At 48.7% G+C, this 13,900-nt stretch carries 15 protein-coding genes; 7 read left to right on the top strand and 8 right to left on the bottom strand.

Translation table 11 applies throughout. The features are described from left to right. Window positions 1-312 precede the first annotated feature (312 nt). On the bottom strand, window positions 313-1,194 hold the full coding sequence (locus tag BUB30_RS28110) for a DMT family transporter (protein WP_073141364.1): 882 nt from the start codon (window positions 1,192-1,194) through the stop codon (window positions 313-315). A 98-nt stretch (window positions 1,195-1,292) separates the two neighbouring features. After that, window positions 1,293-2,288, bottom strand: coding sequence for a tRNA dihydrouridine synthase DusB (gene dusB, locus BUB30_RS28105; protein ID WP_073141362.1), 996 nt, complete (start codon window positions 2,286-2,288; stop codon window positions 1,293-1,295). Window positions 2,289-2,361: 73 nt separating this feature from the next. On the opposite strand from dusB, the gene BUB30_RS28100 reads away from it, so the two are divergent. The 7 genes from BUB30_RS28100 (at window position 2,362) to BUB30_RS28075 (ending at window position 9,857) form a co-directional block, all read left to right on the top strand. Continuing rightward, complete coding sequence (locus BUB30_RS28100; RefSeq protein WP_178377220.1) at window positions 2,362-3,288, top strand: CPBP family intramembrane glutamic endopeptidase; 927 nt, start codon at window positions 2,362-2,364, stop codon at window positions 3,286-3,288. A 53-nt stretch (window positions 3,289-3,341) separates the two neighbouring features. Next, window positions 3,342-4,178 carry a phosphatidate cytidylyltransferase gene (locus BUB30_RS28095; protein WP_073141358.1) on the top strand — a complete coding sequence of 279 codons (837 nt, stop codon included), beginning with the start codon at window positions 3,342-3,344 and terminating at the stop codon, window positions 4,176-4,178. Between the two features lie 213 nt (window positions 4,179-4,391). Continuing rightward, complete coding sequence (locus BUB30_RS28090; protein ID WP_073141356.1) at window positions 4,392-6,176, top strand: PAS domain S-box protein; 1,785 nt, start codon at window positions 4,392-4,394, stop codon at window positions 6,174-6,176. Then, a complete protein-coding gene (locus tag BUB30_RS34955; RefSeq protein ID WP_143165122.1) occupies window positions 6,173-6,442 on the top strand; it encodes a hypothetical protein in 270 nt (89 codons plus the stop codon). The genes BUB30_RS28090 and BUB30_RS34955 overlap by 4 nt, the downstream gene beginning before the upstream one ends. Before the next feature lie 17 nt (window positions 6,443-6,459). Then, a complete protein-coding gene (locus BUB30_RS28085; protein WP_073141354.1) occupies window positions 6,460-7,734 on the top strand; it encodes a Glu/Leu/Phe/Val family dehydrogenase in 1,275 nt (424 codons plus the stop codon). Between the two features lie 93 nt (window positions 7,735-7,827). Further along, window positions 7,828-8,487 (top strand): phosphatidylserine decarboxylase family protein, encoded by a 660-nt coding sequence (locus tag BUB30_RS28080; protein ID WP_073141352.1) that lies wholly within the window; start codon window positions 7,828-7,830, stop codon window positions 8,485-8,487. 248 nt (window positions 8,488-8,735) lie between these two features. After that, window positions 8,736-9,857, top strand: coding sequence for a fatty acid desaturase family protein (locus tag BUB30_RS28075; protein WP_073141350.1), 1,122 nt, complete (start codon window positions 8,736-8,738; stop codon window positions 9,855-9,857). A 72-nt stretch (window positions 9,858-9,929) separates the two neighbouring features. Here BUB30_RS28075 and BUB30_RS28070 read toward each other — a convergent pair whose 3' ends face one another. The 6 genes from BUB30_RS28070 to BUB30_RS28045 form a co-directional block, all read right to left on the bottom strand. Next, a complete protein-coding gene (locus tag BUB30_RS28070; RefSeq protein ID WP_084138448.1) occupies window positions 9,930-10,379 on the bottom strand; it encodes a hypothetical protein in 450 nt (149 codons plus the stop codon). Between the two features lie 17 nt (window positions 10,380-10,396). After that, complete coding sequence (locus BUB30_RS28065) at window positions 10,397-10,978, bottom strand: DUF7638 domain-containing protein (RefSeq protein ID WP_073141348.1); 582 nt, start codon at window positions 10,976-10,978, stop codon at window positions 10,397-10,399. A 393-nt stretch (window positions 10,979-11,371) separates the two neighbouring features. Then, complete coding sequence (locus BUB30_RS28060; protein ID WP_073141346.1) at window positions 11,372-11,998, bottom strand: hypothetical protein; 627 nt, start codon at window positions 11,996-11,998, stop codon at window positions 11,372-11,374. Window positions 11,999-12,372: 374 nt separating this feature from the next. After that, window positions 12,373-12,867 carry a hypothetical protein gene (locus BUB30_RS28055; RefSeq protein ID WP_143165121.1) on the bottom strand — a complete coding sequence of 165 codons (495 nt, stop codon included), beginning with the start codon at window positions 12,865-12,867 and terminating at the stop codon, window positions 12,373-12,375. Further along, window positions 12,852-13,241 (bottom strand): hypothetical protein, encoded by a 390-nt coding sequence (locus BUB30_RS28050; protein ID WP_073141342.1) that lies wholly within the window; start codon window positions 13,239-13,241, stop codon window positions 12,852-12,854. The genes BUB30_RS28055 and BUB30_RS28050 overlap by 16 nt, the downstream gene beginning before the upstream one ends. A 68-nt stretch (window positions 13,242-13,309) precedes the next feature. Next, window positions 13,310-13,861 (bottom strand): hypothetical protein, encoded by a 552-nt coding sequence (locus BUB30_RS28045; protein WP_143165120.1) that lies wholly within the window; start codon window positions 13,859-13,861, stop codon window positions 13,310-13,312. Between the last annotated feature and the right edge of the window lie 39 nt (window positions 13,862-13,900).

The following is a 13,900-nucleotide window of genomic DNA, read 5'->3' as shown; positions in this document are numbered from 1 at the left end:
TTATTAAATTCAATTCAGTGATCTAGTCTTAGCCTTAAATTCAATTCAGTGATCTAGTCTTAGCCTTAAATCAATTCAGTGATCTAGTCTTAGTCGTAAATTCAATTCAGTGATTTGGTCTTTAGCTTGGTTTTGTTTTTGCGAGCGCAACTCAAAAGAACAGGGTAATTTATTCAATTCAGTAACCCCAGGCTTTAGCCTGGGGTATGCGGACGAATTAGAAACGTGCCACAGGAAAATTCAGATCGATCTTCGCGCTTCTTGGCACGGACCATTCGCACTCTATCGAACTTCGCACTGCAGCTTCCAGCCTCACTTCTTCCGGTTCGCCAGATACACCCCGCCCACTATGGCCGCCATCCCGATAAAGTGTCCGGCCTGAAGTTGCTCGCCATCCAGCAAGCCCCACATCACGATCACGATGGGCATCAGGTACGTTACGGAGCTGGCGAACATCGGTGTGCTGATCTTTACAAGTTGATTGAACAAGATCGTGGCCACCGCGGTGCTCATCAGTCCCAGCAAAGCTATAAATCCAAGTGCGCGCCAGGCGCCCTCCACTACCTCCAGCTTGTGCGGCACGTCGGTGAAGGCGATGAGATAGGCGAACGCCAACGGTCCGACCAACATCAGCGACACGCTGGTGATGGTGAGCGAGCCCAGGTCGGGGATCTTGAATTTGATGAGGTTGAGATTCGATCCGTAAAAGAAACAGGCCAGCACGATCAGCAACGCGAAGGCATTGAAGCCCGTGATGTTTCCTCCCGATCGCGACAGGCTCAGCATCACCGTTCCGGCAAAGCCCAACAAGATGCCTACGATGGCCAGTGGTTTAAAGCGTTGGCGAAAGACGACGGCGCCGATGAGCATGGTGAAGATCGGTGTGAGCGTGTTGAGGATGCCGGCGATGGAACTGGGCATTCGCGTTTGGGCCGTGGCGAAGAGAAAGGCAGGAATGAAAACGCCCATCATGCCCGACGCAAAAAGTTTCCAGTAGTCGTCGCGTTTTAGTTCGCGCACTTTCACGATCGCCATCGGCAGCAGGAACAGCGAAGCAAACGCTACACGAAGCGACCCCACTTCGTCGGGTGCAAAGGCTTTGAGACCTTGCTTGATGAGAATGAACGAGGTGCCCCAAATGAGCGAGAGAATGCCTAATAATAAAAAGGCTTTTGAGCGCGGATTGTTATTCATGGAAATGGTGGATCAAAAAAAATACGAGGACAACTGTGGATCGTCTTAACCCAAAAGTGGCGGGTTTCGGTTCCCCATCAAACCTGATTCTTGCGTAGTTAGACCGTGACCAGCGAAGAGGCGTAGGCATCTACCACCTCATCCAGAATGGCCATTATTTCGGCTTCCGTCTCCACTTCCACGAGGCGCGTGCGAAAAGGTTTGAAATCGGGTATGCCTTTGAAGTAGTTTGAGTAGTGGCGGCGCATTTCGAAAATGCCCAGCCGGTCGCCTTTCCAGCGCACGGAAAATTCCAGGTGTTTTTTGGTGGCGCGCACGCGTTCGGCCATGCCGGGGGCGCCGAGTTTTTCGCCGGTCTTGAAAAAATGTTTGATCTCGTTGAAGATCCAGGGATAGCCAATGGCGGCGCGGCCGATCATGATGCCGTCCACCCCAAACCGGTTGCGGTATTCCAGGGCTTTCTCGGGCGTATCGACGTCGCCGTTGCCAAAGATGGGGATGTTCATGCGGGGGTTGTTCTTGATCTCGGCGATCAGGGTCCAGTCCGCTTCGCCCTTGTACATCTGCACGCGGGTACGGCCGTGGATGGTGAGGGCTTTGATGCCGATGTCCTGGAGGCGTTCGGCCACTTCTACGATGTTCTTGGTTTTATCATCCCAGCCCAACCGGGTTTTCACGGTCACGGGCAGGTGGGTACATTTCACGATCTCGGCCGTCATCTGAACCATCTTGGGGATGTCCTGGAGCAATGCGGCGCCGGCGCCGCGGCAGGCCACGGCTTTCACGGGGCAGCCGTAGTTGATATCGATCAGGTCGGGGTTGGCGGCCGTGGCGATCTCGGCCGAGCCGACCATGTTGCCGATGTCGCCGCCAAAAAGCTGGATGCCGATGGGGCGTTCGTATTCAAAAATGTCGAGTTTCTGACGGCTTTTGGCCGCATCGCGGATGAGGCCCTCCGACGAGATAAACTCCGTATACATCAGGTCGGCCCCTCCTTCCTTGCACACAGCGCGGAACGGCGGGTCGCTCACATCCTCCATGGGCGCCAGCAAAAGGGGGAATTCGCCCAATTCTATTTGACCTATTTTTACCATCTTTGGCGCAAAGATAATCAGGAAATATTCAATGTTCGATCCCCGCCTGCTGGTTTCCAATCGCCCTCCGTTTATGTCATTGTGTCTGGTTTTGGCCACGGTTTTTATCGGCTTTGTGGTGATGGGCCCGCTGCTGGGGGTGGCCGTGGCATCGACTTTTTATGAGGGCAACCTGCTGAGCGACCTGTTGAGTGAATCCGACCAGCCCGGCTATTTCCTGGCCGTCATGGTGGTGCAGGGGATTGCCACATTCGTAGGCCTGATCGTGTTCCCGATCCTTCACGTCACCCAGTTGGAACATAAACCCCTGCAACCGTTTTTCCCTGCCCAACCTAAATTGGGTCAGGTTCTTCTAGGTGTCACCTTGCTAGGCTTGGCGTTTATTGTGGCCATGTCGCCGGTGGTGGAGTGGAATAGCCAGGTCCATTTTCCTTCTTTCATGAATGACTTCGAGACCTGGGCGCGCGAAAAAGAAGAGATGGCTACGAAGCTCACCGAAACGCTCACGCAATTTAAGTCCGTCGGGCAGATGCTGATTGCCGTGCTGGTCATCGCCATCCTGCCGGGCATCGGCGAGGAGTTGGTGTTCCGGGGGCTGATCCAGCGCGAACTGTGGCGCTCGACCCAGAATATTCACGTCGCCATCTGGACGTCGGCGTTTTTGTTCAGCGCCATTCACTTGCAGTTCTTTGGTTTCTTTCCGCGCTTGTTTCTGGGGGCGCTTTTCGGCTATCTCTATTACTGGTCCAATAATTTGCTGGTCCCCATGTTTGCTCATTTTTTCAACAACGGATTTGCCGTGGTGACGGTGTATCTCAACCAGCAGAACGTGACCAGTCTCGACGTGGAAGACACCACTTCGGCGCCCTGGCCCTATGTGACGGTCGCCGTCGTAGCCACGGTGGGGTTGCTCTATTTTGTCTGGAAACACTATCGCGAAAATCCTCCCGTCATCGAAGATTTTCATTCGCCTTCAGCCCTGCAGGATGAGAACCTTTAGTTTAACGTTTGTAAATTGCACATTTGCCATATTTCGCTAACCGACTTTGCATCGTGACGAACTCGCTCTCCAAATACAGTAACCTTACCCAACGCATCATCGCGGGCCTGTTGGGCTCAGCCGGCATCATCGCGGCAATCTGCTTTAGTCCCTGGACCTATTGCCTGGTGTTTTTTATCATCTGCCTGTTCTCGCTGCTGGAGTTCTATAAACTGGCCGGACTCGATGGCGTGGTCCCTCAAAAGGTGTTTGGCACCTTCTGCGGTGTAGCCATTTACTTGCTTTCCTTTTTTGTCGAAAAGGGCGACATCTCCTACCGGTATTATTTTCTGATCTTCCCGATCGTGTCGTGTGTATACATGATCAAGCTCTACAAAAAATTCGAGCGCAAGCCGTTCACCAATATCGCTTTCACCTTTCTCGGCATTTTTTATGTAGGCGTACCGTTCGCTTTGCTCAATGTAGCAGTGTTTGTGGATGGTGCCTACAACTATGAGATCATCTTTGGCTGCCTCTTCATCTTGTGGGCCAGCGACACCGGAGCCTATTTCGCGGGAACATTTTTTGGCAAGCGAAAACTTTTCGAGCGCATCTCGCCCAAGAAGTCGTGGGAAGGTTTTTTTGGTGGCGCTTTGCTGGCGCTGGCATTTGTGTTTGGCATCGCCCACTACTTTCACACCCTTACGCAGATGCAGTGGGTGATCGTGGGGTTGATCATCATCATCGGCGGAACCTTTGGCGACCTGGTGGAGTCCTTGTTGAAACGCAGCATCGAGATCAAAGACTCCGGCGACAGCATCCCGGGTCATGGCGGTTTTCTCGACCGCTTTGATGGGTTGTATATTTGCGCGCCGTTTATTGTGGCCTACCTGGAGATCGTGCGGGCATAGGCAATCGCTTATTCCGAAAAATCATTTTTACTTCATTGTCGAATCATTTTTTTATTCGATTGGCCGATCATTCCTTGCCCCAGGATCATTTCACTCCGTCCGACCGCCATTCTCTTCCGTTCTGAAAATCATTCAGACACCCTTTCTTTTACAGTGCAGTGAAAGGTTTTGATGGGTTTTTGTTGTAATATTTCCTTATTAAATCCTTCGCTCATGGAGAATGCGTTCTTTGTCAACAAGACTCCTTTCATAAAAGGCCGTCTTGCTCTCGCCCTATCCGTTGCTTTGCTCTTTTCAATCGTTGCCGTGTACCAGCTTTCCACGCAAGTGTCGCCCTGGCCTACGCTTCATGCGAAGGCACCACTCGTGCTGTTGCTGGAATTGCTCCCCGTGTGGCTCATCCTTTTCCTGTTATTTGCAACCAGCAAGCATTTCTATGACCGGCGCCAGCAACAGGAAACGGAAACCAAAGATCACTTCGTAAAAAATGTTTCGGACATCATCCAAAAGATCAAATCCGGAGAATATAATGCCGACCGTGACGTGACGGGCGAACGCCTGTTGGATACTTCCCTCAGTGAGATCTACAAAAAATTCAAGACCGATGCCGACAACGAGCGCCACCGCAGCTGGGGCAACGAGGGGCTGGCCAGGTTTCGTGAGATCATGGGGTCGCACACGGAAATAAAAGCGCTGAACGACGCATTCATCTCGCAGCTCATTCAATACGTCGACGCCAACCAAGGCGGCGTATTCATTCTGAACGACGACCGCCACCTGGAGCTTTCCGCTTGCTATGCATTCGAGCGAAAAAAATATTTAACAAAAACCGTTCTCCCCGGCGAAGGTTTGGTGGGCCAATGCTTCCTGGAAGGACATTCCATTTATCTCACCAAGGTGCCCGACGATTACATCAACATCACCTCCGGCCTGGGCGCCTCCAATCCGCAGTGCATTCTCCTGGTGCCCTTGAAAGTGAAAGAAGAAACGCTGGGCGTGATCGAGCTGGCTGCGTTCAAGCCGTTTAAAAAATATAAACTCGACCTCATCGAAAAAGCCGCGGAAGCCCTGGCACAAAGCATCTCCACCGTGCGCGTTAGTGAGGACACCAAAAAGTTGCTCGATAAATCCCTGAGCCGCGAGCGCGAAATGAAAGACCAGGAAGAGCGCATGCGGCAGAACATGGAGGAGCTTTATGTTACCCAGGAAGACATGCGCAAGGTGAACCTGGAAATGGAAGAGCTCTTCAAAGCCATCAACACACTCACCGCCACGGCCGAGTTGAACCTGCAGGGCAACATCCTCAAGCTGAACGACCGTCTCCTCCAAACCCTGCGCTTCACCGCCCAGGACCTCTATGGAAAATCATTCGAGAGCCTGCTCACCCGCGATGACCAGAACGTTCAGACGTTTGCCAGCGCCTGGCGTGCCGTACAGAGTGGCGATTCCGCCGAGCACGTGTTCACTTTCCACGATTCGCAAAAGAACCAGCATTGGCTGCGCACGGGTTTCTACCCGCTGCAGGGCAACGATGGCGTTGAGCGCATCCTGGTTTTTATCAACGACATCACCGAGATCAAGAACAAAGAAACCGAACTCGACAAGCTGAATGTTGCCATGGAGGCCACGCGCAAAATGCTGATCCGCATCCTCAACGAGATCCCGCTCAAGGTCTTCCTCAAGCAATACAATGGAAAATTCTTTGTGGTGAACGATGCCGTGTCGCGCTTTCACGGATTCGATTCCCCCGAAGGACTCATCGGCAAATCGGACTTCGATTTTTACAGCGCCCAGGACGCGTCCGACTGGCTGGAGGCCGAACACAAGATCATCGCCACCGGCCGGACCGAATACATTCACCCCGACGGTGGAAAAATATTGCACACCATAAAGATGCCTTTCCACATCGATCCGTTAAATGAGATGGGAATCCTCGGTCTCCAGGCCGACGTGACCGAACTAGAGACCCTGCGAAAGGAAAAAACGGACCGGGTATGAGAATGGAAGCTGCAAACAAAATTTTCCTCCACCGTTCTGGCTATCGGCAGAACAAAAATTCAAACCTTCAACTGTTCACAAAATCTTGTAATCCGCCGGTGGTCCGGAGGCAAAACGAGGGATGGTTTTTCCATCAAAAAGTCGGGGGAGAATTGAATTTAATTAACTTTGCAACCGTTTTCGGAAATGAATTTGATCTCCCCGTTCATCGTTCAGAAAAAAGACGAAATTCCGCACCAAAAAATAATCTAACTTCTCTATCGTAAACGCTCACCCCATTTTTATGGCATACATTGAACCGGCCCCGCTGAAAGACAAAGAGAATCCCTTTGAAGCCATGATGTCCAGGTTCCAGGTAGCATCGCAGCTCCTGGGTTTGGAAGAAGAGATCTATAACGTATTGAAAAATCCGGCCCGGCAGGTGATCGTTTCCCTGCCCGTGACCATGGACGACGGCACGATAAAAGTATTCGAAGGCTACCGCGTCATCCACTCCACCATCTTGGGCCCTTCCAAGGGTGGCATCCGGTTCGACCCCGCCGTGAACCTCGACGAAGTGAAGGCCCTGGCCGCGTGGATGACCTGGAAATGCGCCGTAGTGGACATCCCCTATGGCGGTGCCAAAGGCGGCGTGACGTGTAACCCGCGTGAAATGTCGGCCGGCGAAATTGAGCGTCTCATGCGCGCCTACACCCAGGCAATGGCCAGCGTGTTTGGCCCCGACAAAGACATTCCCGCACCCGACATGGGTACCGGCCCCCGCGAAATGGCCTGGCTCATGGACCAATATTCCCGGATCCAGGGCATGACCACCCACGCGGTGGTCACAGGCAAGCCGCTGGTAATGGGCGGGTCGCTGGGCCGCACGGAAGCTACGGGCCGCGGTGTGATGGTTTCGGCCATGGCGGCCATGGAAAAAATGAAGATCAACCCCTACAAGGCCACCTGCGCTGTGCAGGGTTTTGGCAACGTGGGCTCGTGGGCCGCGCGCCTGCTGCACGAACGCGGCCTGCTGGTGCAGTCGGTGAGTGACCTTTCCGGGGCCTACTACAACGCCAATGGCATCGACATCATGAAGGCCATCGAATACCGCGACAATAAAAAGGGCTCGCTCGATGGTTTTGAAGGCGCCGAAAAGATCAGCAACAACGACTTGCTCACCTTGCCCGTCGACCTGCTGGTGCCCGCCGCCACCGAAGATGTGATCACCAGCTCGAATGCTCCCAATATCAAAGCAAAACTGATCGTGGAAGGCGCCAACGGCCCCACGTCGTCGCGCGCCGACAGCATCATTAATGAAAAAGGCATCGTGGTGGTGCCCGACATCCTGGCCAACGCCGGCGGGGTGACGGTTTCCTACTTCGAATGGGTACAAAACCGCCTCGGCTACAAATGGACCGCCGACCGCGTGAACCGCCGGTCGGACCGGATCATGAAGGATGCCTTCACCAATGTGTACAAAACCGCCCAGGATTATAAAGTACCCCTCCGCATCGCGGCCTACATGGTGGCCATCGACAAAGTGTCGAAAACATACAAATTCCGCGGCGGCTACTAATTGGTGCGAATCCCAATTTAGCCTTAACTTTACGAGCAAGCTTTTAACAAGGCTTGCTCATTTTTTTAACGATCATTTAAACCAGAACCGATCATGACGATACACCGCGAAGGCCGTACTTTACTTTTTGTCCTGTTGTTGATTCTTTTCGCCCTCAACTGGGCAGTGGCCTACTACATGCCCGGCAACGCGGCGGTGCAAAACACGGTGATCGGCGTCAGCATTATCTTCTACCTCATCATCCTCCAGTTCTTCCGCATACCCCTCTTCAAGATCCAGCAGAATGAAAACCAGGTGCTTGCACCGGCCGATGGCAAAGTGGTGGTGATCGAAGAGACCGAGGAGACCGAATATCTGAAAGGCCGCAGAAAACAGGTGTCCATTTTCATGTCGCCGGTGAACGTCCACATCAATCGCATGCCCGTTGGCGGCATCATCAGCTATTTTGCCTACCATCCCGGCAAATACCTGGTGGCCTGGCACCCCAAATCCAGCACCGAAAACGAACGGACCACCGTGGTGGTGAAAATGAAAGACGGCGTGGAAATTCTTTTCCGCCAGATCGCCGGCGCACTGGCCCGCCGTATTAAGTGGTATGTTAAACAAGATCAAAAGCTGCAGCAGGGCGACGAATTCGGATTTATCAAATTCGGGTCCCGCGTTGATATCTATCTTCCTTTGGACGCCAAGATCGTTGTGAAGATCGGCGACGTGACGAAAGGCGGCAAGACCGTGCTGGCCGAGCTAAAATAATTTCGCTTCCAGGACTATTCGCACCGATGTAAGATGTGCGCATTTACTACACGGAAACCTGTACAATTTCAGGTGTATTTTTACCGTTGTATCGATGCGTTGCAGACCCTTGATTTCCCCGAAGCAGCTTGTAGAAATTTAAGTGATGGCCTAACACTCGTTTATCCTTTTATTCTCGCTACTTTTAAAACTCCATTGTTCTGTTATCCATCCAAAAGACTTCCAGTACAAAAGATCCTTAACATCACATGAGAACTGCCAACAGCATCAGATTTTCATCCAACCGGGCCGATTTTTTTTCAACACTGAACCGCCGTGTAAACGACTATTTCAAAAACAATAACATCAGTCGTTATGCAAATGCGGAGATGAAGGTCAAGACGGTTTTTATGTACTCCCTCTATTTTGTTCCCTACATCCTGTTACTCACCGGTACCGTTGTGAACGGTTGGGCTATGTGGGGACTGGCGGCCGTTATGGGTTTTGGCATTGCCGGCATCGGCCTGTCCGTTATGCACGACGCGAACCACGGCGCCTATTCCAACAAAAGCTGGGTGAACAACATGATGGGCTATTCCCTGAATGTGATCGGCGCCGGCGCCTTCAACTGGAAAGTGCAACACAACGTGCTGCACCACACCTACACGAACATTCACGATGTGGACGAAGACATCAGCCCCCGCGGCATCCTCCGCATGACGCCCCACAGTGCCTATAAAGCCATCCACAAGTTCCAATACCTCTACGCCTGGTTCTTCTACGGATTGATGACCATCGTTTGGGTGTTTCACAAAGACTTCGCCCGACTCACCCGCTATCAAAAAGACGGTATGGTGAAAAAACAGAAGGCCAACGTGGTGGCTGAATGGATCATTCTCATCGCGACGAAAACGATTTACTTCGTTTATATACTAGTCATTCCCATGGTGGTGATGGACATTACGTGGTGGCAGTGGCTGATCGGCTTCGCCACGGCGCACTACATCGCAGGCTTCATCCTGGCCGTTATTTTCCAGCCGGCCCACGTGATCGACGGATCGGAATTTCCGCTGCCTGATGATCAGGGCAATATGGAAAACTCGTGGGCTATACACCAATTGCACACTACCACCAATTTCGCCAATAAGAATCGTCTGCTTTCCTGGTATGTGGGCGGATTGAATTTTCAGGTGGAACATCACCTTTTTCCTAATGTTTGCCATGTTCACTATCGGCATATCTCCAAGATCGTAAAGGCTACTGCCGAGGAATTTGGACTTCCTTACAAAGCAGAACCCACATTCCGGGGAGCGTTGTTGGGTCATGCCAAGTTGCTGAAGGAGTTGGGTAAGCGTCCGGCACCGGGATTTGTGTTGGCGAGTGCGCAATAGGAAATTTCAGGGTCTCACGGCATCATTTTTCGAACCAAGGAAGTTAGGCTCACGTTCCCATCGGGATCTATATCATTTCCTTTTATAATATCTGTCCTTTAGATGGCTCACCTTATTGATGTCGCAGCCAAGAACAAATGTCATGTACGCTGGTTGATTTGGTCCATTGTATGGAATCTTGTCTTGGGTGTATTCAACATTTAGTTCGTTGAGTTTGTCAGTCAGTTCCTTTGCCTCCGTTTTTTCAGTTGTGAAGCCAATGCAATGTCTGTTGGCCCATTTATCTGATTTGATTTCGTTAAAGGCGAATTCAACAATTTCCTTTTCCGTTCGGAAATATTTCAGATTATCTGTTTGTCCACGTTCAGTATAGTACCAAACAAAAAGGCTACCGAATTTGTCGATCCCAAGTCCTTCGTCAATTGAATTACCATTGATGGAGTAGCCGTTGAAATTGAAGCAGTTCTCCTTCATCCACTTTTCAAGCTCGATTATAGTATTGGGAGTCATTTCTTTATCCATGGAGCTCTTTTACTTTTTTATTGAAGATCAATCCATTCACCGTCGAAATAGTCCGTGAGGTAATATTCCCGTTGCTCCCGCGTCGGCATGGCCCCGCCGTTCATTAACTTAATTAATGGGTCCTTATGATCCACTTCAAATAGCGCGTTTCTCCCTTCGGGTAACTTTAGATAGGAGTGCTTCAGCTTTTCAAAATTCTCATCACTTGGGTTGATCAACCATTCTTTGAAGTTTAAAATGCAATCCGACGCAACATCCTCAACATTTTCATTTGACTTCAGTTTTTGGATTGTGATCTCGATTGACTCTAAAAATTTCTCATGGCCTCCGCCTGGCGTGTTTGTTGAGTATTGAGCCACCACATATCCTATGTAGGGTATAAAAAGTTTTTCTTTTGCCGGCAATGTCAGTGTTAATCTACCGGTCTTAAAGTGGTCTCTCACTTTATCCAACGTGATGGGGCCGAGGCAGTCGAGTTCTCCGTCGGCATAAACGTCTAAATCAATAAGCGTAAACCCTCCATGATTTTTTAACAGGACATTAAATCTAGCCCCCTTGATGGCCTCTCCGTTTTTACTCTTATGGATTATGTATTCCAATGTCGAAAATGGCTTTGTTGAAAATTTATCAGTTTGTATTCCGCCTTAAGTCTGACTCCACGCCACTATATGGTTCAATAGCCGTTTGAAGTCATTTATGATCTCAATCTTGTCCATAATGCGGTCAAAAGCTTTATTGTCCCCCTAAAAATTAAATAGATCAGCAAACTCGTTACGAGAAACACGATGGTAAAAATTGTTACCATAATGTCACGGGGGTAAATCGTGGTGTGCCAACCGGGGACAATTGAAAATGCAGCATCGCTTGTTGCCAGTCTCACGGCCATATAAACAAAAAGAGTTGTTATTACTCCTGCTAAGATTAACAATATGGGTTTCTCTCTTCTGCTCATCTGGCCAATTGCTTCTGTCGACCAATATAAAACAAATACGTTACGACGCTTTACCACCCTCAGCCATTTTGTTGACCTTAGGTTGAATGATCCAAATGCCAATCGGGTAAAACCAAATCATAAAAAATTCTCCTACAAAGTCCGAAAATGCAGTTTCCCGCTGAAGCTCAACTGTCTTAAATGTCTTGGCCACAAAATAATTAGAGTAAAAAATACAGAACATTGCAAAAAAATGCAAAGGAAAAATAATCCCTACCATACTTCCTATGAGCCCAATATTGGGTTTGCCGCCGTTCTCGATCATGACAGGCAAAGTGCCCATCATCATCGAAATACCGATGGAGAACAATAGCAGGTAAACAATGGGAATAAAAAAGAAGATTTTAAATTTTGTCGTTTTCATTTTAACGCCAGCAGGAACCTTATCCTGAAGTCCCATGGCAATCGACCAAAACCAACCAAAAAGTGTTCCCATGAATAGAATCATCAGCACAGGAATGAATTTAAAGAAATTAAATAGTTTAGATGGATCGGGAGGTTGCGTTCCACCAGCAATACTCGCAAACATTGTCCCCATCATGACAAATTGAAAAATCATCGGTATCCCAAAGGTCAGCAGGAACAAATGCCAGTGTTTTGCTTTTAAAAATGTTTGTGTAAATCTCATGAGTTATTCTGATTGTTTATGGAATACAAAATTTATCATCATACGATCCGCTTGGCTTGAAGCTGATTCGACTTGACCGCCGCGGCGGTCAATCATATTTCCTGCAAATAGATCGTCTCACCAGCTTTAGTTTCTTTAATCGCTTTAATAATCTCCTGCCCATGCTCTATCGAACGACATGGAATGATTATTTTGTTTGGTGAACTCTTTATATCATTTACTACCGCATAATTTCCAGCCATCATTGTCCGTATCCTGAGCGTTCCAATTATTTTCGGCCTTATCAGCTGCATGGCATTTCTGTTCTTTTTACTTTTTTTTTGCCTGTTCTATCAAGGGGTCATTGTTCTCAATGTTATGCGCGTGGCCGCCTTTCAACCGTCAAATGAAATACTTTCTGGTTCAAAATCCTTAAACTCCACCGTGATTTGATGATTTTCGTCGTGGATGGTATCGAACGATATGTTCCAAACTATCAGCTCGGACGGCAGTCTTGGAATTGCAACTGCTACCAAACTAAATTCCTTTTTAAAGTCATTGATCTGAAAGTCTTCTTTCCAATTTTTAAACTCGTCCTCAATGAGTGGGGTTATCTTTGAGATGATCTCGTCGTACGAGTTTTGAATCTTATTATAAAATGTTTTCTGGTCATTTGTCAGGCCACTTAGATCTCCATCGATGAGATATTCTATTATTTCACCTGTTGGCTCGAATTTCCCCTTTCCTTCAAAGTAATTCTTTGTCACGTCTTTAAAGTTGATAAAGGTCAATGTCCCAAAGAAGTCGTCCCGAATGGTTGGCGTTTTTTTAAATAAGTTAAATAGTCCCATGTTGTTGCTTTTCTTTCCCGGTACTACAACAATTCCCAACCACCTTCGTATTCATCTCCCGTAATTGATTTCAATTTATCACACATCTTGTCCCATTTATCAAATCCTCCCTCTCCACCTTTGATGGAAATAACATTCATTCTGTCGATAAATTCAAAATCCTCTTCTCCTTGCAAAACACCGTAGTCCATATCCGATACAACAATAGAAATTGTATCAAAGTAAGAATTACTCCTGTCCAATTGGGGCTCCAAATATTCATGGATTAATTGTCCCGGTTTAAAAGCAGGCTTACCCCAAAACTCAGTCGGTTCGCCAATGATCTTTGAACTATTTAGTTCGGATTTTAACTTTTCTGTCTTTACCTCTTTTACCTCGGACTTCGGCCAAAATTTTAAAATAAAATCAGACATAATTCTTGCTCTATTTAGTGTTTAGCTATCTTTTTCCAAATCATTTAACTGTTCAACAAGGCCCGTTGCTATTTTTGTCCTGTAGTCATTCTTAGCGCCGTTATCACATTGTTTCCCTCAAAGAATAATGGTCCCCAGTCAGACTTGCCATTCTCGATTTTTCCAATGTCTTCTTCAATTGAATATTTCGCCTTATTGGTCAAAATGTAGAATCTCACATAGTCCGCTTTCGGCAAAGGGAATGAGTCAACCGACACCATTTTACCTATGTAGTCCTGGCCCATGTTAACAAAGTCAATCGCTGCGTTTCTAACATTCTCATGTGCGTACCCTCCAATGACTCCACCACCTGAACTTAAATACATACTTGCATTCCCATCAATGATAGACACTAAAGTCGCTGTTCCTTCCGCCATTCCCATGTCCATTACAATGGCATAAGGCTTTTCGTCACCTGCATGGGCGAGTCCGATCTGTTCGGGCGTCACTGAGAAAATTTGTCCTCGCAAATCTTTGTAGGGGTTATTCTGTGGGGCCGCAGCGGGGGGATTCTTTTTCACAAAAAGAAAATAAGCCAGGCCGCCTGCTATCACTAGTCCCAGAATTATTATGTATGCCATCTTCATATTTTAAAATAATAACACAATTAACTATTTACC

The sequence above is a fragment of the Chryseolinea serpens genome (assembly GCF_900129725.1).
Classification (GTDB): Bacteria; Bacteroidota; Bacteroidia; order Cytophagales; family Cyclobacteriaceae; genus Chryseolinea; species Chryseolinea serpens.
This window is presented reverse-complemented; position numbering and strand designations above follow the sequence as displayed.